The following is a 23,116-nucleotide window of genomic DNA, read 5'->3' on the forward strand; positions in this document are numbered from 1 at the left end:
TTTATATCACTAAGTCGTCTGACTTAGATGTTAAGCCATGCACCTTTGAAGACGACAGGCCCGGTCGGACCATTCGGGTTCGGCGAACCACCTTTTGGTTCCAGTGTGACTGCCAGCAAAGGAATCGAGTCAGGTGAGGAGCCTGCCGGCATAGGCAATGTCACCGTGCCGTCGGCTGCGATCAGACCGAGTGAACGCGGTGCACCGTCTTTCGGCACGGCCCACAATTCCAGGCTTTTATCTTCAGCTACTGCCTGGCGTGTCACCACCTTGATGACCATTTTGTGATTATGCGCATCGCCGGTCACCAGCGCGATAGGCTGTGCCTGCTCGTTGGTCAGTGTGGCGACAAACATCGGTGCCTGCGGTACCGCGACTTCTGGCTGACGGGTCAGCAAGACTGCGATCAGCACAGTGGCCAGCGCCGTCGAGGTCATGCCCAGGCCGCGCCAGAAGCTCAAGTCTTCGCGCAGGTTCAGCCAGAACGATTTACGGCTTTGCTGCTCCGCTTTTTTCAAGCCTATCTGTTTCGAGATGGCACGCCACACTTCCGGTGACGGTTGCTCAGGCGTTGCGAATTCGGACATGGGATTGAGCCTGTCCTGCCATTCGCTGATGGCGAACCGGAGGGCCGCATCATCTGCCAGCCACGATTCCAGGCGTCTACGTGCACCGCCCTTGAGGGTGCCGAGTGCGTACTCGGCTGCCAGCATTTCCCTTAAGGTCGCATTTTGTCGGACGTTTTGCCGTATGGTCATACGCCCTCCAGTTTAGTCAGGCACAGGCGCAGCTTTTCCAGTCCGCGTCGTACCCAGGTTTTGACGGTGCCTATCGGCAGTGCCAATTGTTCGGCGACTTCGCTGTGCGAGAGGTCGTGGTAAAAAGCCAGTGCAATGGCTTGCCGGTGCAGGCTTTCCAGCTTGGCAAAGCAACGTGCCAGAGCTTTGGATTCGTCCGAGATCTGCAATGCTTCGATCGGGGTCGGATCTACACTTTCCAATGCGTCCATGACTTCCTTGTCAAAGTTATCGGCATCGATTTCCACTGCGCCATCGAGCCGGCGCAAGGTATCGAATGCCTTGTTGCGCACTATGGTTGTCATCCAGGTCATCGGAGCAGCCAGACCAGCCTGATAGCTGGCTGCGTTGTTCCAGATGCTGACAAAACTTTCCTGTAAGACTTCTTCCGCCAGTTCGCGCTTAACTAATATACGCAGCGCGAAGCCAAACAGTTTCGAAGAAGTTGCATCGTAGAGCTGGCGGAAGGCTTCGCCGTCCTTGCGGGCGGTGGCGGCGAGCCAGGTTTTGAGTTGGCGGGTATCAGTTGTCAATTTTCAGTCCGTTTCAAAGTAGGCTGGCGTAAGTGCTTGATTGATAACATTGCTGTGCCGTATTTTTATTCTTGCAATGCGCAGATTACCTCATGCCAGGGACAAAAAATATGCTTTTTTAACAATCTGCGCCCTTACAGCGAGGCCTGTGCCACTTCCTTTTCATAGCTGGCTACAATGAGGCTTTACTGACAGACAGGTACGGAAGCACGATGGCGACAGAGAATGTGCGTTTGGATAAGTGGTTATGGGCGGCCCGTTTCTTCAAGACCCGGACGCTGGCGACCGACGCTGTTGACAAGGGTAAAGTGAAGCTGGAGCAGGAACGGATCAAGCCGGCGCGTATCGTCAAATGCGGCGACCTGCTGCAGATCGATAACGGTTCGACCGATTGGGAAGTCGTCGTGCAGGCTTTATCCGATGTCCGCGGTTCGGCCGAAATGGCGCAGAGGCTCTATACGGAAACAGAGCAAAGCCTTGTACAGCGCCAGCAGGAAGCGGATCAGCGTAAATTCTTCAAGGAACCCGGTCTCGGTATCAAGGGGCGGCCGACCAAGCGTGACCGGCGTTTGCTGGATAAAACAAATCAATAAGATGGCAGCGCGGCGCAGTCAAAGTCGCTGTCATGCGCTAGTATTCAACTAGCAATTTAATAAATCAGTAAATCAGCCGCGAGGAGACGTTTATGGGTCAATACATTGCACCGTTGCGCGATATGCAATTTGTGCTGCACGAATTACTACATGTTGCAGATGAATTGAAGGTTTTACCCAAGCATGCTGAGATCGACGCCGACATCATCAACCAGGTGCTGGAAGAAGGCGGCAAATTCACCTCTGAAGTTCTGTTCCCGCTGAATCATAGTGGCGACCGCGAAGGTTGCAAACTGGATAGCGCCACACACGAAGTTACTCCCCCCAAAGGTTTCAAGGCCGCCTATGAGCAATATGTTGCTGCGGGCTGGCCATCGCTGACCTGCGATCCGGAATACGGCGGCCAGGGTTTGCCTATGGTGTTACAGAATTCTTTTTATGAAATGCTGAATTCGTCGAACCAGGCCTGGACCATGTATCCGGGTTTGTCGCACGGTGCTTACGAGTGCCTGTATGCGCATGGTACCGAACAGCAAAAAGCCCTGTACCTGCCGAAACTGGTTTCCGGCGAGTGGACCGGCACCATGTGTCTGACCGAAGCGCAGTGCGGCACCGATCTCGGCCTGCTGCGCTCGAAAGCCGAACCGCAGGCAGACGGCTCGTACAAAATCACAGGCAGCAAGATCTTCATTTCCGCTGGCGAGCACGACATGGCGGCCAACATCCTGCACCTGGTGCTGGCACGTTTGCCGAATGCACCGGAAGGCACCAAAGGTATCTCATTGTTCATCGTGCCTAAATTTTTGCCGGATGCAGATGGCAAACTGGGTGCGCGCAATCCTATTTTCTGTGGCGCACTGGAAGAGAAGATGGGCATCCATGGCAATGCGACCTGCCAGATGAATATCGACGGCGCGACCGGCTGGCTGATAGGCGAACCGAACAAGGGTTTGAACGCGATGTTCGTGATGATGAATGCGGCACGCCTCGGTGTTGGTATGCAATCGCTGGGCCTGACCGAAGTGGCTTACCAGAATGCCCTGGTCTACGCCAAAGACCGCCTGCAAATGCGTAGTCTGACCGGGCCGAAAGCAAGCGACAAACCAGCTGATCCCATCATCGTGCATCCCGATGTACGTCGCATGCTGCTGACGGCGAAAGCGTATGCCGAAGGTGGTCGCGCTTTCAGTTCCTACGTCGCGCTGCAGATAGACAAGGAATTGAATCATCCGGATGAGGCAGTGCGTGCCGAAGCGGTCGATGAAGTCGCGTTGCTCACACCTATCATCAAGGCCTTCCTCACCGACAATGGCTGGATCTCGACCTCGGAAGCGATGCAGGTGTATGGCGGTCACGGCTTCATCTCTGAATGGGGCATGGAGCAATACGTGCGCGACTCGCGCATCAATATGATTTACGAAGGTACCAACACCATCCAGTCGCTGGATTTGCTGGGCCGCAAAATCCTGCTGGATAACGGTGCCAAGCTGCGTAAATTCGGTGCCAAGATACAAGCCTTCATCGAAGAAAACGGCACTGACGAAGCGATGTCTGAATTCATCACGCCCCTGGCCGACCTCGCAGACAAGGTCACCAAGCTGACGATGGAAATCGGCATGAAAGCCTTCCAGAATCCGGATGAAGTCGGCGCTGCTGCGGTACCTTATCTGCGCGTGGCCGGGCATCTGGTGTATGCCTACTTCTTTGCGCAAATGGCGAAGATCGCGTTGGCCAAGCAGGATGACGGCGATCCATTCTATAAATCCAAGCTGGCGACAGCGCGCTTCTACTTCGCACGTCTGCTGCCGGAGACCGCGATGCTGATCCGCCAGGCACGCGCTGGTTCAGCCAGCCTGATGGCGCTGGATGCCGAATTGTTTTGAACATCAGGCCAGCTCGTTACGATAGAAAAATACGCATTACTCATTGAGAGGTTCAGGCATGTCAAATTTCATCGTCAGGAAAGTCGCCGTATTGGGCGCGGGCGTGATGGGCGCGCAAATTGCCGCGCATTGCGTGAATGCCAAAGTGCCGGTCATATTGTTCGACCTGCCAGCCAAGGACGGCCCGAAAAACGGCATCGTCTTGCGCGCGATAGAGAACCTTAAAAAACTCAGTCCGGCGCCATTGGCGAATGTTGATCACGCGCCTTTGATCGAAGTGGCGAACTATGAAGATGACCTGGAAAAGCTGAAGGATTGCGACCTGATCATCGAAGCCATCGCCGAGCGCATGGACTGGAAGCACGACCTGTATAAAAAGGTTGCGCCGCATATAGCAGCCAACACCATCTTTGCGTCGAATACTTCGGGCCTCTCCATCACCGCATTGTCCGAAGGCTTTGCTGCAGATCTGAAAGCACGCTTCTGTGGTGTGCACTTCTTCAATCCGCCGCGCTATATGCATCTGGTCGAATTAATCCCGACCGCTGCGACCAAGGCAGAAATCCTCGATCAGCTGGAAGGCTTCCTCACCTCGACCCTGGGCAAGGGTGTGGTGCGTGCTTACGATACACCTAACTTCATTGCCAATCGCGTCGGTATTTTCGGCATGCTGGCAACCATGCACGAAGCGGAGAAATTCGGTCTCACCGTGGATGTGGTGGATGACCTGACCGGCAGCAAGCTGGGACGCGCCAAATCCGGTACCTTCCGTACCGCTGACGTGGTCGGTCTCGACACCATGGCGCATGTGATCACCACCATGCAAAACACATTGCAGGACGATCCCTTCTTCCCGGTATATAAAACACCAGACATCCTTACCAAGCTAATCGGTGGTGGCGCACTCGGACAAAAAGCCGGTGCCGGTTTCTATAAAAAAGTAGGCAAGGACATCCTGCGCATCGATCCGGCCAAAGCGGATTACGTTGCAGGTGGCGGCAAGGCAGATGACCTGGTCGGCCGCATCCTGAAAGAAAAAGATCCTGCCAAGCGTATGAAAGCGCTGCATGACTCTACCAATCCGCAAGCACAATTCCTGTGGGCCATCTTCCGCGATGCCTTCCACTACATCGCCGTACATCTGGAAATCATCGCCGACAACGCGCGTGATGTCGACTTCGCTTTGCGCTGGGGCTTTGGCTGGAACAACGGTCCGTTCGAAACATGGCAGGCCGCAGGCTGGCAACAGATAGCGACATGGGTCAAGGAAGACATCGATGCAGGCAAGGCGCTCAGCAATGCGCCGTTGCCGGCCTGGGTATTCGATGGCCGTAATGGCGTGCATGCACCGGATGGTTCATGGTCGCCGAAGCAAAAGAAAAATATCCCGCGTTCCAGTCTCCCGGTCTATCAACGTCAGGCTTTCCGCGCTGCATTGGTCGGCGACAACGGCGCGAATGGCCATACTGCTGGCACTACGGTATTCGAAGACGAATCAGTACGCATCTGGCATCAGGATGATGAAGTCCTCATCCTGTCCTTCAAAACAAAAATGCACGTCATCGGTGCCGGCGTCACCGCAGGCATCAAGCGCGCGATAGAAGAAGCAGAACAAAACTACAAAGGCCTGGTCATCTGGCACGCGGACGCGGCCGAAGGTGGCGCGTTCTCGGCGGGTGCTGACTTGCAATCGATGTTGCCGCTCTTCATGTCCGGTGGTGTGAAAGCGATAGAACCGGAAGTCGTCAAACTGCAGCAGGCGCACCAGGCATTGAAATATGCGAATGTGCCGGTAGTTGCCGCGGTCGCCGGACTGGCTTTGGGCGGCGGTTGCGAATTGCTCCTGCATGCAGCCAAACGTGTGGCGTCGATAGAGTCCTACATCGGCTTGGTTGAAGTCGGCGTCGGCCTGATCCCTGCCGGTGGTGGCTTGAAAGAAGCAGCGGCACGTGCGGCCAGCGATGCGCGCGGTAACGACATCCTGCAGTTCCTGAAAAACTACTACATGAATGCGGCCACGGCTGCCGTCTCGCGTTCCGCACTGGAAGCGCAAAGCATGGGTTACCTGAAGAGCGATGACATCATCGTCTTCAATGCATATGAGTTGCTGCACATCGCGAAAACGCAGGCACGCGCCATGTTCGACGCAGGCTATCGTGCACCACGCAAAGCGCTGGTGCCATTGACTGGTAAATACGGTCTGGCAACGATAGGAGCGCAGCTTTTGAACATGCGTGACGGTGGTTTTATCTCGGCCCACGATTACAAGCTCGGCATGATGATCGCCGAAGTTGTCAGCGGCGGTGACATCGAACAGGGTAGCCTGGTTGATGAGCAATGGCTGCTCGATCATGAGCGCAAAGCCTTTATGGAATTACTGAACAACCCTAAAACGCAGGAACGCATCATGGGCATGATGCAAACCGGTAAACCAGTGCGTAATTAAAGGGGCGATTAAGCTACTGCGCAAACCAATCTCGACGCTGTGATGCTCGCTGTACCAACGTACAGCTGCGCTTCTCGCGCCGACCTTGATTCGCTCGCTACGCGTACTCACCCCTTCATATACTTAAAAAAGCGAAGTTCCCTTAGGAGCATAAGATGAGCAAACAACTTCAAGATGCCTACATCGTTGCCGCGACGCGTACACCTATCGGCAAGGCACCACGCGGGATGTTCAAGAACACGCGGCCGGATGATTTGCTGGTGCATGCTTTGCAATCAGCTTTGGCGCAAGTGCCTTCACTGGATCCGAACCTGATTGAAGATGCCATCGTCGGCTGTTCTTTCCCGGAAGCAGAGCAGGGCTTGAACATGGCGCGCATGGGCGTGCTACTGGCAGGTTTGCCGAAGACCGTCGGCGGCGTCACCGTGAATCGTTACTGCGCGTCAGGCCTGACCGCGATTGCAATGGCGGCTGACCGCATCCGCGTGGGTGAGGCAGACGTCATGATCGCGGCCGGTGCCGAGTCCATGTCCATGGTGCCTATGATGGGCCATCATCCTTCGATGAACATGGGCATCTTCAAGGAAGAGAACATCGGCATGGCCTACGGCATGGGCCTGACTGCGGAGAAAGTTGCGACGCAATGGAAAGTCAGCCGCGAAGCACAGGATCAGTTCGCACTGAATTCACACCTGAAAGCATTGGCGGCGCAGCAAAGCGGCGAATTCAATAATGAAATGACGGCGGTGGAAATCGTCGAGCGCTTCCCGAATCTGTCGACTGGCCAGATAGATATCAGCACCCGCATCGTGAACATGGATGAAGGTGCACGTGCCGACACCAACCTCGAAGCACTCGGCAAACTGCGCCCGGTATTTTCGCCGAAAGGTTCAGTCACCGCAGGCAACAGCTCGCAAACGTCGGATGGCGCAGGCGCGCTCATCCTGGTCAGCGAAAAAATCCTCAAGCAATTCAACCTGACCCCACTGGCGCGTTTCGTCTCCTTCGCCGTGCGCGGCGTACCGCCCGAGATCATGGGCATAGGGCCGAAGGAAGCGATACCTGCCGCCTTGCGTGCCGCGGGCCTGAAGCAGGATCAGATGGACTGGATAGAACTGAACGAAGCCTTTGCCGCACAAGCTCTGGCCGTCATCCAGGATCTGGGCCTCGATCCGGCCAAGGTCAATCCTATGGGCGGCGCGATTGCGCTGGGGCATCCATTGGGTGCGACCGGCGCGATCCGGGCAGCTACCGTGGTGCATGCACTGCGCCGCAAAAACCTGAAGTATGGGATGGTGACGATGTGCGTGGGTACGGGTATGGGCGCTGCGGGGATTTTTGAAAAGATGTAAGGCGATACCGCCTGATAAAAAAGCACAGGATTTATACCCTGTGCTTTCATTGCATTGCTGGCGTTGAATGTGCCGGCTTGGCTGAATGAACCGACAGCATTGGTCTGGTAGTCACAGAGCTGGCTGGGTATCTTTCTCATGATTTGCGGAATCGGCGTAGGACTCTCCGGAATTCGCGATGTATGCGCGAATCGGACCACTGCAATTGACAACATTCGGGAGCTAACAATGACAGCTATCCGTTTTTCCGATCAGCGACAGCACGTACTTATAACCGGTGCGACTGGTTTTGTTGGACAGTTACTGGTGCGCGCATTGCTCGCTGATGGCCACGTAGTGACAGTGCTGACGCGTAATCCGAAGAAGGCGGCATGGATGTTCAATGGGGCAGTACGCTGTATCGAGCGTCTGAATGAGATAGCGCCGACAGAACATGTCGATGTGATTATTAATCTGGCTGGCGCGCGCATTCTTGGACCGCGCTGGACTGCAGCGCGTCAGCAAGTGCTACGCGACAGTCGGGTGGCATTTACTGAGAGATTGGTTGAGTGGATAGGGGGCATGCAGCATAAGCCGCGCTTGATGCTGTCGGCCTCTGCAATCGGTTATTACGGCGTGCAGGAGCAAGGTGATTTGAGCGTGTTGAGTGAGGATGCACCACCGCAAGCGATATTCATGTCGCAGCTATGTCAGGACTGGGAACACGCGGCACAGGGGGCGCGACGCTATGGTGTCGAAGCGATTTGTATGCGCTTCGGTCTGGTACTTGGCAAGGGCGGTGCGTTTCCGATGATGGCTTTGCCAATAAAACTAGGACTAGGTGGGCCGCTGGGAGGTGGCCGGCAAATCCTGTCGTGGATACATGTACACGATCTGTTGCGCGGTATTGCACATTTAATGAATCGTCCGGATGCAGTGAGCCGACCTGCAAGTTATAACTTCACCGCACCTGAACAGCCCACACAAGCACAGTTCTCTCAGGCAGCGGCTCGTAGGCTGGGGCGGCCATCATTTTTCCCGACACCGGCCATGCCGATGCGGTTTCTGCTGGGCGAGCAATCCGACTTGTTACTGAAAGGGCAGCGTGTGGCACCGCGGGCTTTACTTAACGAGGGATTTGTTTTCGACTATCCGACGGTGGAGAGTGCAATGAAGGCCTTACTGTAAGCCGGACGCAGATTTAATCGCGAGGATTTTGCGTCCAACCAGTGTCCGCTTTGAATCGAAAGCGGACATTTAAATGTCTCACGAAGTTATTCTTTATCTCAGTTCTATTCTCTATTTGCGCTGACACTACCAGTGCCACGCACCCAAGCAGTGCACTAACGCACCACAGCGACCCCCTCCGCCTGCATCCGGCGCAATCCCCCGTCTCTCTCTGAACACAGTCAGCAATTTGTCGACTATTTGTCGGGAAATCTTAGTGGCACAGACTTTGCTATGACGTAGTTAAGCTTGTACACAAGAAGGTATTCTAATTACCGATCTGGTGTTGGCAGGCCGAATGCGCGCTTACTCGTCAACTTAATAAGGATCAGCCATGCACCCACGCAGAAAATTTATTGCCTCCCTGATTGCAGCATCGTTTGTCTGTGCCGCCGCATCTACATCAGCACTGGCAGCGGATCAGGTGATCCGTGTCGGTACACTTAAACTGATGCATGGCATCACGCCTTACTTCTACGATAAGTTCACCCCGCCGGGCTACAAGATAGAAGTGATCCCGTTTGAAACACCGACCGACGGCAAGAATGCGGTCGTGACCAGGTCGGTTGATTTTGGTACTTACGGCCTGGCAGCAGCGACGCTGGGTGCGGCAGCAGGTGAACCGGTCGTGATCGTCGCCGCACAGTGCAATCGCGGCATGGCAGTGGTTGCACGTGCTGACAGCAAGATCGCATCCATCAAGGACTTGAAAGGCCAGCGCGTCGGCATCCTGCCAGGTTCGACACAGGAAGTGGTGATCCTCGATCGCCTGAAACAGGAAGGCATGACCGTCAAGGATATCAAGCCTGTGCGCGTCTCTTTCAGTGAAATGGCTTCCGCTCTGGAGCGTAATGATATCGATGCCTTCGTCGGTGCAGAACCCGGCCCATCCATCAGCGTCAGCCGCGGCATAGGCAAGATAGTTGAGTACCCGTATTCGACTCCGACCGGCACCGTGAATATGGTCATGACCACGCATGCAGACAATCTGAAAAACAAGCAGGAACTGATCAAGGTTTTCCTGAAGGTCCATCGTCAGGCTACCGAGTACGCGATGGCGAATCGCGGCGCCTTCGTCGAGATGTCGGAGCAAAAGCTGGGCTTGCCTGCCAAGGTTGTGGAACTGGCTGCACCTAACGTCGAACTGACCTGGAAACTCGATGATGAATGGATCAAGCGCGCCAAGTACTACGGTTCGCAAATGCTGGATAAAAAGCAAATCCGCCAGTTGCCCGATTACGGCAAGTTCATTGATGCCAGCTTCAATCAACAAGTGAAGTAAGCATTACGTATAGCGGCAGCAAGTATCTAGCTTAGTTTTATCTGGAAGGATTTATCGTGGAACAAACCGTCGAGTTACCGATGAAAGTTGTCAGGCCCGAGTTGTGGCCGCGTATCAAGCGTAGCCTGACACCGTTGATAGTGCCCTTGTTGTTGCTGTTGGGCTGGCATGTGGGTGTCAAGGCGTCAGGTACGCAGTTGATTCCGCTGCCCAAGGACGTCGGCCTGATGTTGTATGACTTCGCGTTCGGCGGTATCTACGATGATGCCTTCAGCGAAACCTTGCCGCTGCATTTGTGGAAATCGGTCACGCGCGTCTACGGTGGTTTCTTCGCCGCCGCGCTGGTCGGTATTCCACTTGGCTTGCTGATCGGCCGTATCAAGGTAATCCGTGAGTTGCTGGATCCGACCTTGCAGTTGCTGCGTCCGGTACCGGTGACTGCATGGTTGCCGCTGTCGATGATTTTCTTTGGCATCGGCCCCAACGCAGCGATCTTTCTGGTGTTCCTCGGTGCGTTTTACCCGATTGTTTTTAATACGACTTTTGGCGTGAAGGCAGTTGATAACCGTTTGTTTGAAGCTGCGCTGATGCTGGGCTGTAACGGCTCATCGCTGTTCCGCCAGGTAGTGCTGCCTGCTGCGATGCCGTCCATCCTGAATGGTTTGCGTCTGGGTCATGGTTTTGCGTGGATCCTGATCGTGGTCGGTGAGATGACAGGTGTGCCTGAAGGTCTGGGCGCGGTGATTATGGATGGTCGCATGTTGTCGCGTACCGATCTGGTGATTGCCGGCATGGTCGTGATCGGCATTGTTGGTTACAGCACGGATCGCATCCTGGTCGCGATCAACAATTATTTACTCAAATGGAGCCCGCAACATCATGTCTGATACTTACTCCGAACGCCGTCCTTTACCGGCGATAGATATCAAAGGCGTCAGCAAGGTTTTTTCGATAGGCGGACAAACCGTGCAGGCTTTGCGTGAAGTCAACCTGACCATTAACAAGGGTGAGTTCGTGTGCCTGATCGGTGCTTCCGGTTGCGGTAAATCGACGCTGTTGCGCATCATGGCAGGATTTGAAACGACTTCTTCCGGTAGCGCGAATATGTATGGCATGCCCATCGACGGACCGAGTCCGGAGCGCGGCATGGTGTTCCAGGATTACGGCTTGTTCCCGTGGCTGACCGTGAAGGAAAACATAGGCTTCGGTCAGCGCCAGCGCAACCTGCCCAAGGCCAAACTGGAAGAGTTATCGGCCTACTACACCGATATGGTGGGCCTGACCAAGTTTGCCAATTACTATCCGGGGCAGTTGTCCGGCGGTATGAAGCAGCGTGTGGCGATTGCTCGTGTGTTGGCGAACGATTGTGAAGTCTTGCTGATGGATGAACCGTTTGGCGCACTGGATGCGTTGACACGTGAAAAGCTGCAACAGGATTTGCTGGAAATCTGGGAACGTACCAAGGTGACGGTCGTGTTTGTCACGCATGCGGTGGAGGAGGCTGTGATGCTGTCGGATCGCGTGGTGGTGATGACTGCAGGTCCGGGCCGTATCGAAGAAGACATCAAGCTGGAGCTGGCGCGTCCACGTGATATTACTGCGGTTGAGTTTAATGAAATCCGGCGCGATATTACCCAGTATTTGACCAGTCACGTGTCGACCAAAATCGCAGCCTGATATTGGCAGCAAAATAGTCGTAAAGGCGGAAATTCGCGCTACCATGGCACAGGATTTCCGCCTATGCGGAAAAGTAGCCAAATACAATAAAAACGTGACTCCGCTATGCATTCGATATATCACGGCATGGATCAGGCCGCCCTGGACGCCGGTTACAACAACTCGCTGGCAGTCAAGGACAGTCCGGCCATATTGAAAGATTTTGATCAGCGCAGTGCGGCCCTGCGTGCCGAGTACGGGCAGCGACTGGACTTGCGCTATGGGCCGGCCGAGCGCAATCGTATCGATTACTTTGCAGGCAGCAAGCCGGGGCCGTTGCTGGTGTTTATCCATGGCGGTTACTGGCAAATGCGGGCCAAGGAAACGTTCAGCTTCCTTGCTGCGGGACCATTGGCGCATGGCATGCATGTCGCGCTGGTCGGTTATACGCTGGCACCGGATGCGACGCTGACGCAAATTGTGACGGAGGTAAGGGCTGGTATCGCCTGGTTGCGGCAGCATGCCGGAGAGTTTGGCGGCGACGTTGAACGCATCGTCGTATCCGGCTGGTCTGCAGGCGGACACCTGACTGCCTTATGCGTTGACGAACCCGGCGTGATCGGTGGTGTAGCCATCAGCGGCATTTATGATCTGGAGCCGATACGTCTGTGCTACCTGAATAATAAATTGCAACTGAGTGCGGCGGAAGAGAAGGAACTTAGTCCTTTGTTGCTGCCGCTCAGTCCGCGCCCGTTGACGCTGATGTATGGCTCGGACGAGTTAGCCGAGTTGCAGCGTCAGTCCGAGCAGTTCGGTGCGGCGCGCAATGCCTTGCCGGGTGCGCTGGTGCCGCTGGCGCAGCGCAATCACTTTACTATCCTCAATGAACTGGCTGCGAAAGATGGGGCGATTACGCGTGAAGTATGCGCCATCGCCGGAGTCGCTTAATTCGCTGTGCCTGCCATCGTTGCGTCGGAGTGGAAGTGCTGGCGGTAGTCGCTCGGTCCTATGCCCAGTCGTTTCGAGAAGATGCGGCGCAGCGTAGCTGCATTCGTCAGTCCGCAGCGACGGGCGATTTCACTCAGGCCGAGATCGGTTGATTCCAGATAACGACGTGCCGCATCGATGCGCGCATCGTTGACGAAGTTCATCAGTGTTAAGCCGGTTTCCTGTTTGAACACGCGCGAAAGATTACGCGCACTCATTTGCATTTCATCAGCGATGCTGAGCAAGGTGTGTTCAACGTTGAGATTGTTGAGTACATAGTTCTGTACTGCGGCAACCGGTGAGTCGTTCTTTACCTGGACTTCCAGCAGCGGGCTGAATTGTGATTGCCCGCCAGCGCGGCGCAGGTAAACGATCAGGTACTTGGCGACATCCAGTGCCATTTGTTTGCCGAAATCTTCTTCTATTAACGCCAGCGACAAATCGATGCCCGCTGTTACGCCAGCCGTGGTGTAGAGGCTGTCATCTTTCACATAAATCCGGTCGGGTTCTACCGTCGCCTTGCGGAACATGGCCGCCAGGCGTGCCGCATCCATCCAGTGCGTGGTGACGGTTTTGCCATTGATCATGCCTGCCGCACCGAGTGCGAATACCCCGTTGCAGATCGCGCCTATACGACGGCAGCTTTCGCCTTGCGCTGCCAGCCAGTCGGTCAGGGTGGTGTCTTCCAGGATATCGAATACTCCGAGTCCGCCCGGCACGATCAGCGTATCGAAGTGTGGACAGGGGTCGAAGATGGTGCGATCCGGCATGACGGTCAGGCCGCTGGAAGACTGGATAGGCCCGCGCGTAGTGGCGATGGTCAGGATTTCATATTCGCATTCACCATTGCTGAGTACTTTGACCTCGGCGAAGGCGTCGCCGGGCGCAGCGATGTCCAGCATCTGGAAGCGGGGGAAGACGACGAGGCCTATGGTGATTTTGCGCATGAAAAGTGTCGGGCAGGAAAATTCGGGATGAGTAAAAATCTGTGCAAATCATACCTGATGCCGGCCGCCAGTTGCATATAGACAGATCCGGTGCCCAGGCGCTGCTTTGGCAGGATAGCCGCCATGTTTGGCGGATTAAGACCGCAGACGATGGTTTTGCTTTTTGCTCTTGCTTTGCATACTGGATACGGGTTCAGCGCACCTCATTTCGGGGTGTGCGACTTCTTATTCAATCAGGAGAGCAAGATGGAAGCAGCAATGTCCAGTGCCGAGCGCGTAGGCCCGGCTTTTTCAGTCGACGGCATGTTGCAGGCGCGTGCCAAAACACGGGAGGCGATACGCACCATCGCCGCGCTGGTGCGACCGGGTATGGTGGAAGAAGATGCGGTCGATATGGCCAAGCGCACGCTGATCGCTTCCGGCCTGGATCTGACCTGGCATCCGACGCGCATACGCTTTGGCCGGAATACCATGAAGGCGATGAAACAGGCTTCCGAGCCGGGCATCGTGCTACAGGAAAACGATATTTTCTTTATCGATATGGCGCCGCGTTTTGCCGCATGGGAAGGCGACGGCGGTGCATCCTTCGTAGTTGGTCAGAACGCAGAGTACGCACGTTGTGCAGCTGATGCCGAAGAAATTTTTCATGCCGTGCGCAAGGTCTGGCTGACGGAACAAGCGAGCGGGCAAGAACTGTATCGCTACGCTGAACAGCAAGCGCGGCAGCGTGGCTGGGAATTGAACTTCGACCTGCCTGGTCACCGTGTATCAGATTTTCCGCATGCAGCCATACACACGGGTTCACTGGCTGATTTTGACGCGACCCCATCCGCCATGCGCTGGATACTGGAAATCCATATTCGTCATCCCGAAAAGCAGTTTGGCGCCTTTTTTGAAGACATGCTGCTGGATGACAGCAGTTATCAAACCTAAGCCGACCGCTGCTTCATCTTCAACTTCACGCCGAGAGTTGCGCTGCCAGTCGCGCCTGATGCAACATCTGTATCGTGATTTTCTTCACTTCGGATTGACTCAGGGCGATGTGGGCGCGCAGCAGGTCTTTGGCCTGACAGGTGCGCTTTTCGATGATGGCACGCAGGATGTGCGCATGCTCGGTATAGGTGACTTCTATGCGCATTTCCTTGGTGAACTCGAGACGACGGATGACGCGTATGCGTTCGGTGATTTCATGATGTATGCGTGCCATCTCGATGTTGCCACTGGCTTCCACCAATTGTTCGTGGAAGCGTTCATCATGTACCGAGAGGGTAGGTACATCAGTAATGCGTTCATGTTCCGGTACGAACCAGAGCGCCGCCAGTTCCTGCAATAGGGGCGGTGTTTCCGGCATTGCGCACAATTGTTCGACAGCAGCACATTCGAGCACGCTGCGCACGTCGTACAGTTGCTCAAACATCTGGAAGTCGAAGGGCCGGATTTGCCAGCCTGCCTTGTGCAGCACTTCCACATAGCCTTCACGCTGCAAACGAAATAATGCTTCGCGTACCGGCGTACGGCTCATTTGCAGGCGCTCACTCATTTCGTTTTCGCTGAAGCGGTCACCGGGCAGGAAGTGGAAATCAAAGATATCCGCTTTCAGCCGGGTGTAGGCTTGCGAGGCGAGGCTGTCCGGCAGGACTTTGGCAAATTTAAGCTTGGGGATCATGGTGCATTCCAAAAGTCAGTTCAGGCTGCCTTGTTGCAATATGCGCGCCAGCCACCGTATGCGGTAATGTCTTGCGCACTCTCCAGTGCATAGGGTTCACAGATGAAACCTTTCACCAGTCTGCCATCTGCCAGTTCCAGCGTACCTATACCCAGCGGTGACGGTACGCCCGCGACAAAGGAGCCGAAAGCGGTGAGCGGGATATCCCATAGCTCCACCGTAATTGCCGCGCCATCCTTGCTGCGCGCCAGGCCGGGTTTGGGTGGCACGGTTTGCGCCAGTGCATACAGGCGATAGTTGCTGGCGGTTAGGGTGCTTTCCACCAGCATGGCTTTGCGTTCAGTCAGCTCACGATTCAGCGGCATGCCGGTCAGGTGAGCGCCGACGACGGCGATGCGCAGATGGCCTGCGGGTACTTCGTCCTTGGTCGGTGTCGCAGCTTCTGCGCTGTGGTAAGGCAGGCCGGTAGCACCGCGTGGCAAGCCGGTTTGCGCCTGCCAGCGTTTGCCGTATGCAGCCAATGCGTGATCTGACCAGGCCGGGCCTATCAGCGTCAGTCCGAACGGCAGGCCGTCGCTGCGCAGATTGGCCGGTACTGCCAGCGCGCACCAGTTCAGCAGATTGACGTAGTTGGTGTACTTGCCCATGTGGCTGTTGAGGCGCACCGGATCGGCTGCGACATCGGCGATTTTGTAATGCGTCGGCGCGGTCGGTACCAGCAAGGCATCGACCGAGGCCATGATTTTGTCGGCAGCGCGCTTGAGGTCGGCCAGCTTGTATTGCGCATTGAAGGTATCGGTCGCCGAGAATTCCCGGGCGCGGAAGATGATGTTGCGTACGACCGGGTGGATGGCATCCGCATGTTCTTCGGCAAAGGCTGCGATGGCCGCATAGCGTTCGGCTACCCATGGCCCATCATAGAGCAGGGCGGTAACCTGATCGAATAGCGAGAAGTCGAGCGGGATACATTCCGCGCCGCTGGCGCGTACCGCATCCAGTGCTTTCGCATAAGCGGCTTCGGCGACGGCATCGCCATAAAACTCAGGTACAGCCGGGATGCCGAAACGCGGTTTGGTCGGCAGCGTTGTTGCCACTTGTTCCGGACGCGCACGTGAATAAGCATCTGCGTCATCGTAGCCCGCGGCCTGCGAGTAGACCAGTTCCGCATCGGCGACGGTGGTCGCGAAGATGGAAACGCAATCCAGTGTGCGGCATGCAGGTACCACGCCGCGGCCGCTGAGTGAGCCTACCGTCGGCTTTAGTCCCACGATATTGTTGAGACCTGCCGGTACACGACCCGAACCTGCGGTGTCGGTGCCGAGTGAAAACGGTACCAGGCCGCGCGCGACTACTGATGCTGAACCGGAGCTGGAGCCGCCGGAAACATATTCTGCATCGAAGGTATTCGGCACTACGCCGTAAGGGGAGCGGATACCGACCAGGCCGGTAGCAAACTGATCGAGATTGGTTTTGCCGATGACGATCGCACCTGCATCCAGCAGGCGCTGCACCACGGTCGCATGTTGTTCTGCGATGTAGGCAAATTCGGGGCAGGCTGCAGTGGTGCGTATGCCTGCCACATCGATATTGTCCTTGGCTGCAAACGGCACGCCGTACAGAGGCAGCTTGCTCAACTCCGGATCGGCTGCACGCCTGGCTTCCAGCGCCTGTAATTGTGTTGCCAGATAGGGCTGATCTATCAGCGTGATCCAGGCGACATCATCCTGCGCCATGCTAGCCAGCAAGCCCGGCAGTAGAGATGCCGGTGTTGCGCCGTCGCGGTAAGCGTTTTGCCAATCAACTATAGTCCATCCCAACATTTTGAATACCCTCATGTATACAAGTTTGTATTTGTTATAGCATGAGTCATGCCAGACAAAATTGGCAAGCTTTTGCTCATGGCAGGGCAGATGTATGTACTCTTCCATGTGGCCTGATTCGCCTTGGTGCGGGCGCGCACTTTTCGAGTGCGTTTGTGTGTTGCGTACGATAAGCGTGCGCCTTTTCTTCGCAATTTTCCTCCCGATATTCACGGCAAATTTCTTTGTTGTTTTTGCTGATCGTCGCGTCACGAAACACATCACTTCTCATAGCAAATTTCATTTTGCTTCACATCGGATTGCATCCTTTTCACGCCTTCGCCGGAATCAGCTATGACAGAATTTGCGTCGCTGTTCAGCTATAAAAATCAATTAAAAAAATGACGTCGGCTTCATGCCTGCTAACGATTACCCCCATTTCCTGGGAGACTAAATGATGTGGTCACACGTGTACGATCCTTTCAACAACGCGCTACTTTCAACGCTGGCGGCAGCAGTCCCTGTCGTCGTGATGTTGTCAGCGTTGGCTTTCTTTCATATCAGGGCACATATTGCCGCGCTGCTCGGTCTGGGCTCGGCTATCGTGGTCGCGATATTCTGTTTCACCATGCCGGCGTCGAGTGCGCTGTCATCAGCCGCTTACGGAGCCGCCAACGGTCTGATGCCTATCGGCTGGATCATCCTGAACGTGATTTTTCTGTATCAACTCACTGAACGTAAAGGCTACTTCAAGGTGCTGCAGGAAAGCATCACCGGCATTACGACGGACCGACGGCTGCAACTGTTGCTGGTGGCGTTTTCCTTCGGCGCATTCTTTGAAGGTGCGGGTGGCTTCGGTACACCGGTAGCGGTGACCGGTGCCATGCTGATCGGACTCGGCTTTGCGCCTTTGGCGGCTTCCGGTTTGTCGCTGATTGCGAACACTGCGCCAGTAGCGTTCGGCGCATTGGGTACACCTATCATCGCGCTGGCTGGTGTGACCGGACTCGATATGTTGCAACTGTCGGGCATGGTCGGTCGTCAGTTACCGGTGTTCTCTATGCTGGTGCCGTTCTGGCTGATCTGGGCCTTCTGTGGTTTCCGCGGCATGCTGGCCGTGTGGCCCGCAATTCTGGTGGCGGCTGCTGCGTTCGCGGTACCGCAATACCTGATTTCAAATTTCCACGGACCGTGGTTGGTGGACGTCGGCGCAGCGATCTCGTCGATGGTCTTGCTGACCCTGTTTCTGCGTGTATGGAAGCCTGCAACTATCTGGACTTCGGCCGCAGGCAAGTTCAAGGCTGCGCCGCAACAGCAGCAGGCATCGGTCATCCATACGCATACACGTGAAGCAGTGATACGTGCCTGGTTGCCGTGGTTCATTTTGTCGGTGCTGGTGTTTCTGTGGGGCATACCGGGCTGGAAGAAGATGCTGGATGGCATCTCGGTACTGCGTTTCGAGTGGCCGTGGTTGCATATGTTGACGCAGAAGATGCCGCCGGTCGCTTTGCATCCTCATGTGGAAGCCGCCATCTTTAACCTGAACTGGCTGTCTGCAACTGGTACAGGGATCTTCATTGCATCGATGATTTCTGGCCTGGTGATGGGCTATCGCTTCAAGCAATTGTTTGTCGTGTATTGGGACACGCTGAAGATACTGCGTCATTCGCTGATTGCGATTGCTGCCATGCTCGCGCTCGGTTACATCACACGTTACTCCGGCATGGATTCGACCCTGGGCCTGGCGTTTGCGCACACCGGCGCGTTCTATCCTTTCTTCGGCACCCTGCTGGGCTGGATGGGCGTCGCGCTGACTGGCTCCGATACCGCAGCGAATGTCCTGTTCGGCGGCTTGCAAAAAACCACGGCAGAGCAACTCGGCCTGAACCCTGTGTTGATGGCGTCAGCCAATTCATCGGGTGGCGTGATGGGCAAGATGATCGATGCGCAATCCATCGTAGTGGCTGCAACAGCAACCAAGTGGTATGGCCATGAAGGCGAGATCTTGCGCTATGTCTTCTTCCATTCAATCGCGCTGGCTTGCCTGGTTGGTTTGTTCGTCACGCTGCAGGCTTACGTCTTCCCGTTCACCCTGATGGTCTGGTAACGGCTCTGGCATGAGGGATGCAGTTTTCCTGCATCCCGGATGCAAATCATTTCAATCTGTAAAGCGCTCTTTTTTCGCTATACCCCGCCTATAGTGGCACGTGACTTCCGGACGCAGTATCCGGACTCAAAACATATTTTAGGAGAGTAGTAATGAAGGAATATCCAAAATTCAAGGCAGCAGCATGTCATGCAGCGCCTATCTATTTCGACACCCCTGCCACCATCGATAAAGCTTGCGACCTGATTGCGGAAGCTGCGCGCAATGGCGCTTCGCTGATTGCATTCCCTGAAGCGTTTGTCTCTGCATTCCCGATCTGGTGTGGTGTATGGGCACCGGTAGAAACGCATGAATTCTTTTTCAAACTGGCGTCGTCGGCGATAACAATCAATGGCCCGGAAGTAGCGCAGTTGCGCGAAGCAGCACGTCGTCATGGCGTGTTTGTTTCGATGGGTATCAATGAAGGCACACCTGTCAGCATGGGTTGCGTCTGGGATACCAACATACTGATCGGCGACGACGGCAGCATCCTGAATCGTCATCGAAAACTGATCGCCACCCATTGGGAAAAGCTGGCATGGGCCAGCGGCGATGGCAGTGGCTTGCGCGTAGTCGATACACGCATCGGCCGCATCGGCGCACTGGTGTGCGGTGAAAACACAAACGCACTGGCGCGCTTCTCGCTGATGGCGCAAGGCGAAAACGTGCACATTTCCGCCTACTCACCACGCTGGCCTACCCATCCGTCCGGTGAAGTCGCGTATGACCTGGAAGCATCGATCCGCCTGCGTGCCGGAGCCGCTGCGTTTGAAGGCAAGATGTTCAACATCGTTGCCTCCGGCTTCCTGCCGCCAGAAGCGATCGATATGATTAGCCGCAACGATCCGCGTGTACGTCGCCTGATGGAAGAAGCATCGAAGAGCGTCTCCATGATCATGGGGCCGGACGGCATGCCGATCAGCGATACCCTGCAGGATGAAGAAGGCATTGTGTATGCCGATATCGATCTCGCCAAATGTGTCGTACCTAAACAGTTCCAGGACGTGGTCGGTTACTACAATCGCTTCGATGTATTCGAATTGAAGGTCAATCGTCGAGCGCTGACGCCGGTCGAGTTCAATGATGCGGCAGCGGAAGCGGAGCGCGCGCAGTTTGCTGCCGAGCTCGGGCCTTTACCTGCACTGTCACGCGCACCTGACGGTAGCGACCGTTTGCAATAAGCAGGAGCAAGACGAATTATGTCTTTACCCCTAATCACAGAAATGCGTGTACGCGCATTGATCGTACCGCTGTCGCAACCGTTGAAGACGGCAAGCGGGACGGTACATGCAGCACCCATGCTGTTGCTGGATGTGCAGACCGATGCCGGTGTCTGCGGTCATGCGTATATCTTCACTTACACGCCGCTGGTACTGGGCGCAGTCAAACAACTGGCGACTGACCTGACCTTGTTGCTCGAAGGTCAGCCGCTGGACCCGCTGGGTTTGACACAGAACCTGCGCAGTCGCTTCATGTTGATCGGTACCTATGGTTTGCTGGATATGGTGCTGGCCGGTATCGATATGGCGGTGTGGGATGCGCATGCGAAGTTTCTTCAGCTGCCGCTGGTACGTGCGCTGGGTGGCAGTGTCGGCAGTGGTACTGCAGCTGACGGTATCCCCGCGTATGCCAGTTTCGGTATGGATGGGCTGGCCGATGCAGTCAAGCATGTGGCCGCTGCAGTGGAGCGTGGTTTCAAGGCGATCAAGATCAAGATCGGTTATCCGACCCTGCAGGAAGATATCGCGGTGGTGCGTGCAGCGATCAAGGCAACGGAAGGTGCGGCGCGCCTGATGGTCGATTACAACCAGAGCCTGGATGTAGCCGAAGCGATGGTGCGTTGTTCGGCGCTGGATGATCAAGGCTTGCTGTGGATAGAGGAACCGACCCGTTACGACGATAACTGTGGTCATGCGCAAATTGCCGCTGCCATCAAAACACCATTGCAATTAGGCGAGAACCTGTGGGGGCCGCGTCAGGTGGCAGAGAGCTTGCGCATGAAGGCGTCGGATTACATGATGCCGGATCTGATGAAGATAGGTGGTGTGTCGGGCTGGATGCAGACGGTCGGTTTGTGCGCGGCGAATAATATGCGCGTCTCGAATCACTTCTTCCAGGAAATCAGTGTGCACTTGCTGCGCGTGACACCGACTGCGCATTACATAGAGTATTTCCAGATGGCAGATCCGATACTGGTCGATCCATTGCAGGTGCGCAATGGCAACGCGATCGTACGGGATAGTCCTGGCAACGGTATCCAGTGGAAAGAGGAGGCCGTTGAACGTTACACCCTCTGATGATGGTGTGTCTCTTCAGGCAGTGCCGCGCGCGTGCGAGGTGCTGCCTATTTTTTTCTTTTGCCTGATGGTTTGGCGGCTAGCGCCAATGCCTGCATTGCATCTTCACGCTCAAGGTCGCTGCGCAGCCAGTTGATTACTTCCAGCGACTCCGTATGTTGCAAGGCTTCCGGCAAACAGGTTGCGAAGTAAGAGTATGCAGGTTTCGCACTCAAATCAAATACCGGTACCAGCCGACCGCTGTCTGTCAGTGAGGCTGCCATCTTCGGGCGTGCCAGCGCGACGCCATGCCCCCATGCTGCCGCCTGCATGCAGGAACCGATATCAACGAATTGCAGCGTACCGACCGGCTCGCGCCAGTCCAGTCCGGCCGCCTGGAACCAAGGGTGCCACGGTTCTATCGTGCAGCGTAGCAAGGTCGCGCGCTGCAGGTCTTCATAAGTCTCAAACGGGCCGTGTTGCGCCAGGTATTCCGGGCTGCACATGGGTAGCACATCTTCATCGAGTATGCGCGTGACGTGATAGCCGGGATAGTGGCCTATGCCAAAGCGTATCTCTATATCCGAATCGTCCGCTTTCAAGCCGACCAGTGGTACCGATAGCTGCAATTCAAAGCGCAGTGCCGGGAAGTTTTCCTGCAATAAGCTCAGGCGCGGAATGATGATCTGGTAGGCAAAGGTTGGCGGTGCGGCGATGCGCAATTGCTTTTTGACTTTGCTGCTGGCAGCCGGATTGCGGCCGAAGTGACTCAGTGTATTGAGGGCATTGCGTACAGCTTCCAGGTAAGCCTGACCGTCGGCGGTGAGCACTGCTTCGCCACTGGTCTTGCGGAATAGTTGCAGATTGGTCGCTTCTTCCAGCTGCTTGATGCGATGACTGACTGCACTCGGTGAGATACACAATTCGCGTGCAACCAGTACGCCGCTGCCCAGACGTGCACGCGCTTCAAATGCAATCAGACAGGGAATCGGTGGCAGGCGGAAATCGATAGTAGACATGGACGTGCTAGCTCGATGGTGATGTGCAATGAACGATTATAGAGCGCTATGCGGAGATACGATTAACCGTAAGCACCACCAGTGAGAAATAAATCTGTCATGCGCGCCATGCTGATGACGATGGTGGTGAATGTGCAGGCGAAAGTGAGCACGATCAGAATGACGACAGACCAGCGTGAGTCTGATTGTTGCGCCGAAAGTTCATTATGTTTCGCATCCCATTTTTCATCCGGTGTGAGTCCGATCACGAGCGCTTCTATCCACGCCGCGAAGACAGGAATAGGGAACAGGCTGAGCAAATTCAGCGCCAGTGAATTCGATGTCTGCGCGACGAGCAAGGTCAGCACGAAGAGAACGAAAGCGCAGAAGTAAATCCACGCCCAAAAGTCCTTGCGACCATATAAATAAAAACGATGTGCACCGGTACCGCCGAGCAAGACCGCCAGCAAAGTGGTGCTGGTTTTGCTTTTGTGTCTGCTGCTCAGTAGTGGCGTGTGACGGCTGGAAGAATGATGTGATGCAGGCATG

The 23,116-nt window shown here is 55.4% G+C and carries 20 protein-coding genes; 13 read left to right on the forward strand and 7 right to left on the reverse strand.

The genetic code is table 11. From position 1 onward, the window contains the following. Positions 1-23: 23 nt before the first annotated feature. Positions 24-758: an anti-sigma factor domain-containing protein gene (locus DBR37_RS10800; RefSeq protein ID WP_124574476.1), complete on the reverse strand. Its 735-nt coding sequence runs from the start codon at positions 756-758 to the stop codon at positions 24-26. Further along, positions 755-1,330 (reverse strand): sigma-70 family RNA polymerase sigma factor, encoded by a 576-nt coding sequence (locus DBR37_RS10805; RefSeq protein WP_124574477.1) that lies wholly within the window; start codon positions 1,328-1,330, stop codon positions 755-757. The genes DBR37_RS10800 and DBR37_RS10805 overlap by 4 nt, the downstream gene beginning before the upstream one ends. Positions 1,331-1,542: 212 nt before the next feature. On the opposite strand from DBR37_RS10805, the gene DBR37_RS10810 reads away from it, so the two are divergent. From DBR37_RS10810 to DBR37_RS10850, 9 genes are all read left to right on the forward strand, one after another. Then, complete coding sequence (locus DBR37_RS10810) at positions 1,543-1,923, forward strand: RNA-binding S4 domain-containing protein (protein ID WP_124574478.1); 381 nt, start codon at positions 1,543-1,545, stop codon at positions 1,921-1,923. 92 nt (positions 1,924-2,015) lie between these two features. Next, entirely contained in the window at positions 2,016-3,806 is a 1,791-nt protein-coding gene (locus tag DBR37_RS10815) for an acyl-CoA dehydrogenase C-terminal domain-containing protein (protein WP_124574479.1), read from the forward strand. A gap of 58 nt (positions 3,807-3,864) precedes the next feature. Next, the gene (locus DBR37_RS10820; protein ID WP_124574480.1) at positions 3,865-6,252 is read left to right on the forward strand and encodes a 3-hydroxyacyl-CoA dehydrogenase/enoyl-CoA hydratase family protein; all 2,388 of its coding nucleotides are present in this window, start codon (positions 3,865-3,867) and stop codon (positions 6,250-6,252) included. A gap of 155 nt (positions 6,253-6,407) precedes the next feature. Further along, positions 6,408-7,604 (forward strand): acetyl-CoA C-acyltransferase, encoded by a 1,197-nt coding sequence (locus DBR37_RS10825; RefSeq protein WP_124574481.1) that lies wholly within the window; start codon positions 6,408-6,410, stop codon positions 7,602-7,604. Positions 7,605-7,832: 228 nt separating this feature from the next. Continuing rightward, positions 7,833-8,771 carry a TIGR01777 family oxidoreductase gene (locus DBR37_RS10830; RefSeq protein WP_124574482.1) on the forward strand — a complete coding sequence of 313 codons (939 nt, stop codon included), beginning with the start codon at positions 7,833-7,835 and terminating at the stop codon, positions 8,769-8,771. 373 nt (positions 8,772-9,144) lie between these two features. Then, positions 9,145-10,092: an ABC transporter substrate-binding protein gene (locus tag DBR37_RS10835; RefSeq protein ID WP_124574483.1), complete on the forward strand. Its 948-nt coding sequence runs from the start codon at positions 9,145-9,147 to the stop codon at positions 10,090-10,092. 56 nt (positions 10,093-10,148) lie between these two features. Continuing rightward, positions 10,149-10,979, forward strand: a complete 831-nt coding sequence (locus DBR37_RS10840) for an ABC transporter permease (RefSeq protein ID WP_233588345.1) — start codon at positions 10,149-10,151, stop codon at positions 10,977-10,979. Further along, positions 10,972-11,769, forward strand: a complete 798-nt coding sequence (locus DBR37_RS10845; RefSeq protein ID WP_124574484.1) for an ABC transporter ATP-binding protein — start codon at positions 10,972-10,974, stop codon at positions 11,767-11,769. Before DBR37_RS10840 ends, DBR37_RS10845 begins: the two co-directional genes overlap by 8 nt. Positions 11,770-11,874: 105 nt before the next feature. Next, the gene (locus DBR37_RS10850; protein ID WP_124574485.1) at positions 11,875-12,696 is read left to right on the forward strand and encodes an alpha/beta hydrolase; all 822 of its coding nucleotides are present in this window, start codon (positions 11,875-11,877) and stop codon (positions 12,694-12,696) included. On the opposite strand, the gene DBR37_RS10855 is transcribed toward DBR37_RS10850, so the two are convergent. Next, on the reverse strand, positions 12,693-13,682 hold the full coding sequence (locus tag DBR37_RS10855; RefSeq protein WP_124574486.1) for a GlxA family transcriptional regulator: 990 nt from the start codon (positions 13,680-13,682) through the stop codon (positions 12,693-12,695). The two genes, DBR37_RS10850 and DBR37_RS10855, sit on opposite strands and share 4 nt — an antisense overlap. Before the next feature lie 246 nt (positions 13,683-13,928). Between DBR37_RS10855 and DBR37_RS10860 the strand changes: the two genes are divergently transcribed. Next, on the forward strand, positions 13,929-14,615 hold the full coding sequence (locus DBR37_RS10860) for a M24 family metallopeptidase (RefSeq protein WP_124574487.1): 687 nt from the start codon (positions 13,929-13,931) through the stop codon (positions 14,613-14,615). 25 nt (positions 14,616-14,640) lie between these two features. On the opposite strand, the gene DBR37_RS10865 is transcribed toward DBR37_RS10860, so the two are convergent. Then, positions 14,641-15,348, reverse strand: a complete 708-nt coding sequence (locus DBR37_RS10865) for a GntR family transcriptional regulator (RefSeq protein ID WP_124574488.1) — start codon at positions 15,346-15,348, stop codon at positions 14,641-14,643. A gap of 20 nt (positions 15,349-15,368) precedes the next feature. Beyond that, positions 15,369-17,168, reverse strand: coding sequence for an allophanate hydrolase (atzF, locus tag DBR37_RS10870; RefSeq protein WP_124574489.1), 1,800 nt, complete (start codon positions 17,166-17,168; stop codon positions 15,369-15,371). 436 nt (positions 17,169-17,604) lie between these two features. On the opposite strand from atzF, the gene DBR37_RS10875 reads away from it, so the two are divergent. From DBR37_RS10875 to DBR37_RS10885, 3 genes are all read left to right on the forward strand, one after another. After that, complete coding sequence (locus DBR37_RS10875; protein ID WP_199739105.1) at positions 17,605-19,254, forward strand: L-lactate permease; 1,650 nt, start codon at positions 17,605-17,607, stop codon at positions 19,252-19,254. A gap of 152 nt (positions 19,255-19,406) precedes the next feature. After that, a complete protein-coding gene (locus DBR37_RS10880; RefSeq protein ID WP_124574491.1) occupies positions 19,407-20,474 on the forward strand; it encodes a carbon-nitrogen hydrolase family protein in 1,068 nt (355 codons plus the stop codon). A gap of 18 nt (positions 20,475-20,492) precedes the next feature. Further along, the gene (locus DBR37_RS10885) at positions 20,493-21,590 is read left to right on the forward strand and encodes an enolase C-terminal domain-like protein (RefSeq protein WP_124574492.1); all 1,098 of its coding nucleotides are present in this window, start codon (positions 20,493-20,495) and stop codon (positions 21,588-21,590) included. A gap of 47 nt (positions 21,591-21,637) precedes the next feature. Here DBR37_RS10885 and DBR37_RS10890 read toward each other — a convergent pair whose 3' ends face one another. Next, positions 21,638-22,588, reverse strand: a complete 951-nt coding sequence (locus tag DBR37_RS10890) for a LysR substrate-binding domain-containing protein (protein WP_124574493.1) — start codon at positions 22,586-22,588, stop codon at positions 21,638-21,640. 62 nt (positions 22,589-22,650) lie between these two features. Continuing rightward, positions 22,651-23,115 (reverse strand): NINE protein, encoded by a 465-nt coding sequence (locus tag DBR37_RS10895; RefSeq protein WP_124574494.1) that lies wholly within the window; start codon positions 23,113-23,115, stop codon positions 22,651-22,653. Position 23,116 lies beyond the last annotated feature (1 nt).

The sequence above is a fragment of the Herminiimonas sp. KBW02 genome (assembly GCF_003852535.1).
GTDB lineage: Bacteria > Pseudomonadota > Gammaproteobacteria > Burkholderiales > Burkholderiaceae_D > Oxalicibacterium.

What these genes read in the sequence shown, in the direction of transcription:
- DBR37_RS10800 (WP_124574476.1), bottom strand. Translation starts at nt 758, where the DNA reads ATGACCATACGGCAAAACGTCCGACAAAATGCGACCTTAAGGGAAATG.
- DBR37_RS10810 (WP_124574478.1), top strand. Translation starts at nt 1,543, where the DNA reads ATGGCGACAGAGAATGTGCGTTTGGATAAGTGGTTATGGGCGGCCCGT.
- DBR37_RS10815 (WP_124574479.1), top strand. Translation starts at nt 2,016, where the DNA reads ATGGGTCAATACATTGCACCGTTGCGCGATATGCAATTTGTGCTGCAC.
- DBR37_RS10820 (WP_124574480.1), top strand. Translation starts at nt 3,865, where the DNA reads ATGTCAAATTTCATCGTCAGGAAAGTCGCCGTATTGGGCGCGGGCGTG.
- DBR37_RS10825 (WP_124574481.1), top strand. Translation starts at nt 6,408, where the DNA reads ATGAGCAAACAACTTCAAGATGCCTACATCGTTGCCGCGACGCGTACA.
- DBR37_RS10830 (WP_124574482.1), top strand. Translation starts at nt 7,833, where the DNA reads ATGACAGCTATCCGTTTTTCCGATCAGCGACAGCACGTACTTATAACC.
- DBR37_RS10835 (WP_124574483.1), top strand. Translation starts at nt 9,145, where the DNA reads ATGCACCCACGCAGAAAATTTATTGCCTCCCTGATTGCAGCATCGTTT.
- DBR37_RS10845 (WP_124574484.1), top strand. Translation starts at nt 10,972, where the DNA reads ATGTCTGATACTTACTCCGAACGCCGTCCTTTACCGGCGATAGATATC.
- DBR37_RS10850 (WP_124574485.1), top strand. Translation starts at nt 11,875, where the DNA reads ATGCATTCGATATATCACGGCATGGATCAGGCCGCCCTGGACGCCGGT.
- DBR37_RS10855 (WP_124574486.1), bottom strand. Translation starts at nt 13,682, where the DNA reads ATGCGCAAAATCACCATAGGCCTCGTCGTCTTCCCCCGCTTCCAGATG.
- DBR37_RS10860 (WP_124574487.1), top strand. Translation starts at nt 13,929, where the DNA reads ATGGAAGCAGCAATGTCCAGTGCCGAGCGCGTAGGCCCGGCTTTTTCA.
- DBR37_RS10865 (WP_124574488.1), bottom strand. Translation starts at nt 15,348, where the DNA reads ATGATCCCCAAGCTTAAATTTGCCAAAGTCCTGCCGGACAGCCTCGCC.
- atzF (WP_124574489.1), bottom strand. Translation starts at nt 17,168, where the DNA reads ATGTTGGGATGGACTATAGTTGATTGGCAAAACGCTTACCGCGACGGC.
- DBR37_RS10875 (WP_199739105.1), top strand. Translation starts at nt 17,605, where the DNA reads ATGTGGTCACACGTGTACGATCCTTTCAACAACGCGCTACTTTCAACG.
- DBR37_RS10880 (WP_124574491.1), top strand. Translation starts at nt 19,407, where the DNA reads ATGAAGGAATATCCAAAATTCAAGGCAGCAGCATGTCATGCAGCGCCT.
- DBR37_RS10885 (WP_124574492.1), top strand. Translation starts at nt 20,493, where the DNA reads ATGTCTTTACCCCTAATCACAGAAATGCGTGTACGCGCATTGATCGTA.
- DBR37_RS10890 (WP_124574493.1), bottom strand. Translation starts at nt 22,588, where the DNA reads ATGTCTACTATCGATTTCCGCCTGCCACCGATTCCCTGTCTGATTGCA.
- DBR37_RS10895 (WP_124574494.1), bottom strand. Translation starts at nt 23,115, where the DNA reads ATGCCTGCATCACATCATTCTTCCAGCCGTCACACGCCACTACTGAGC.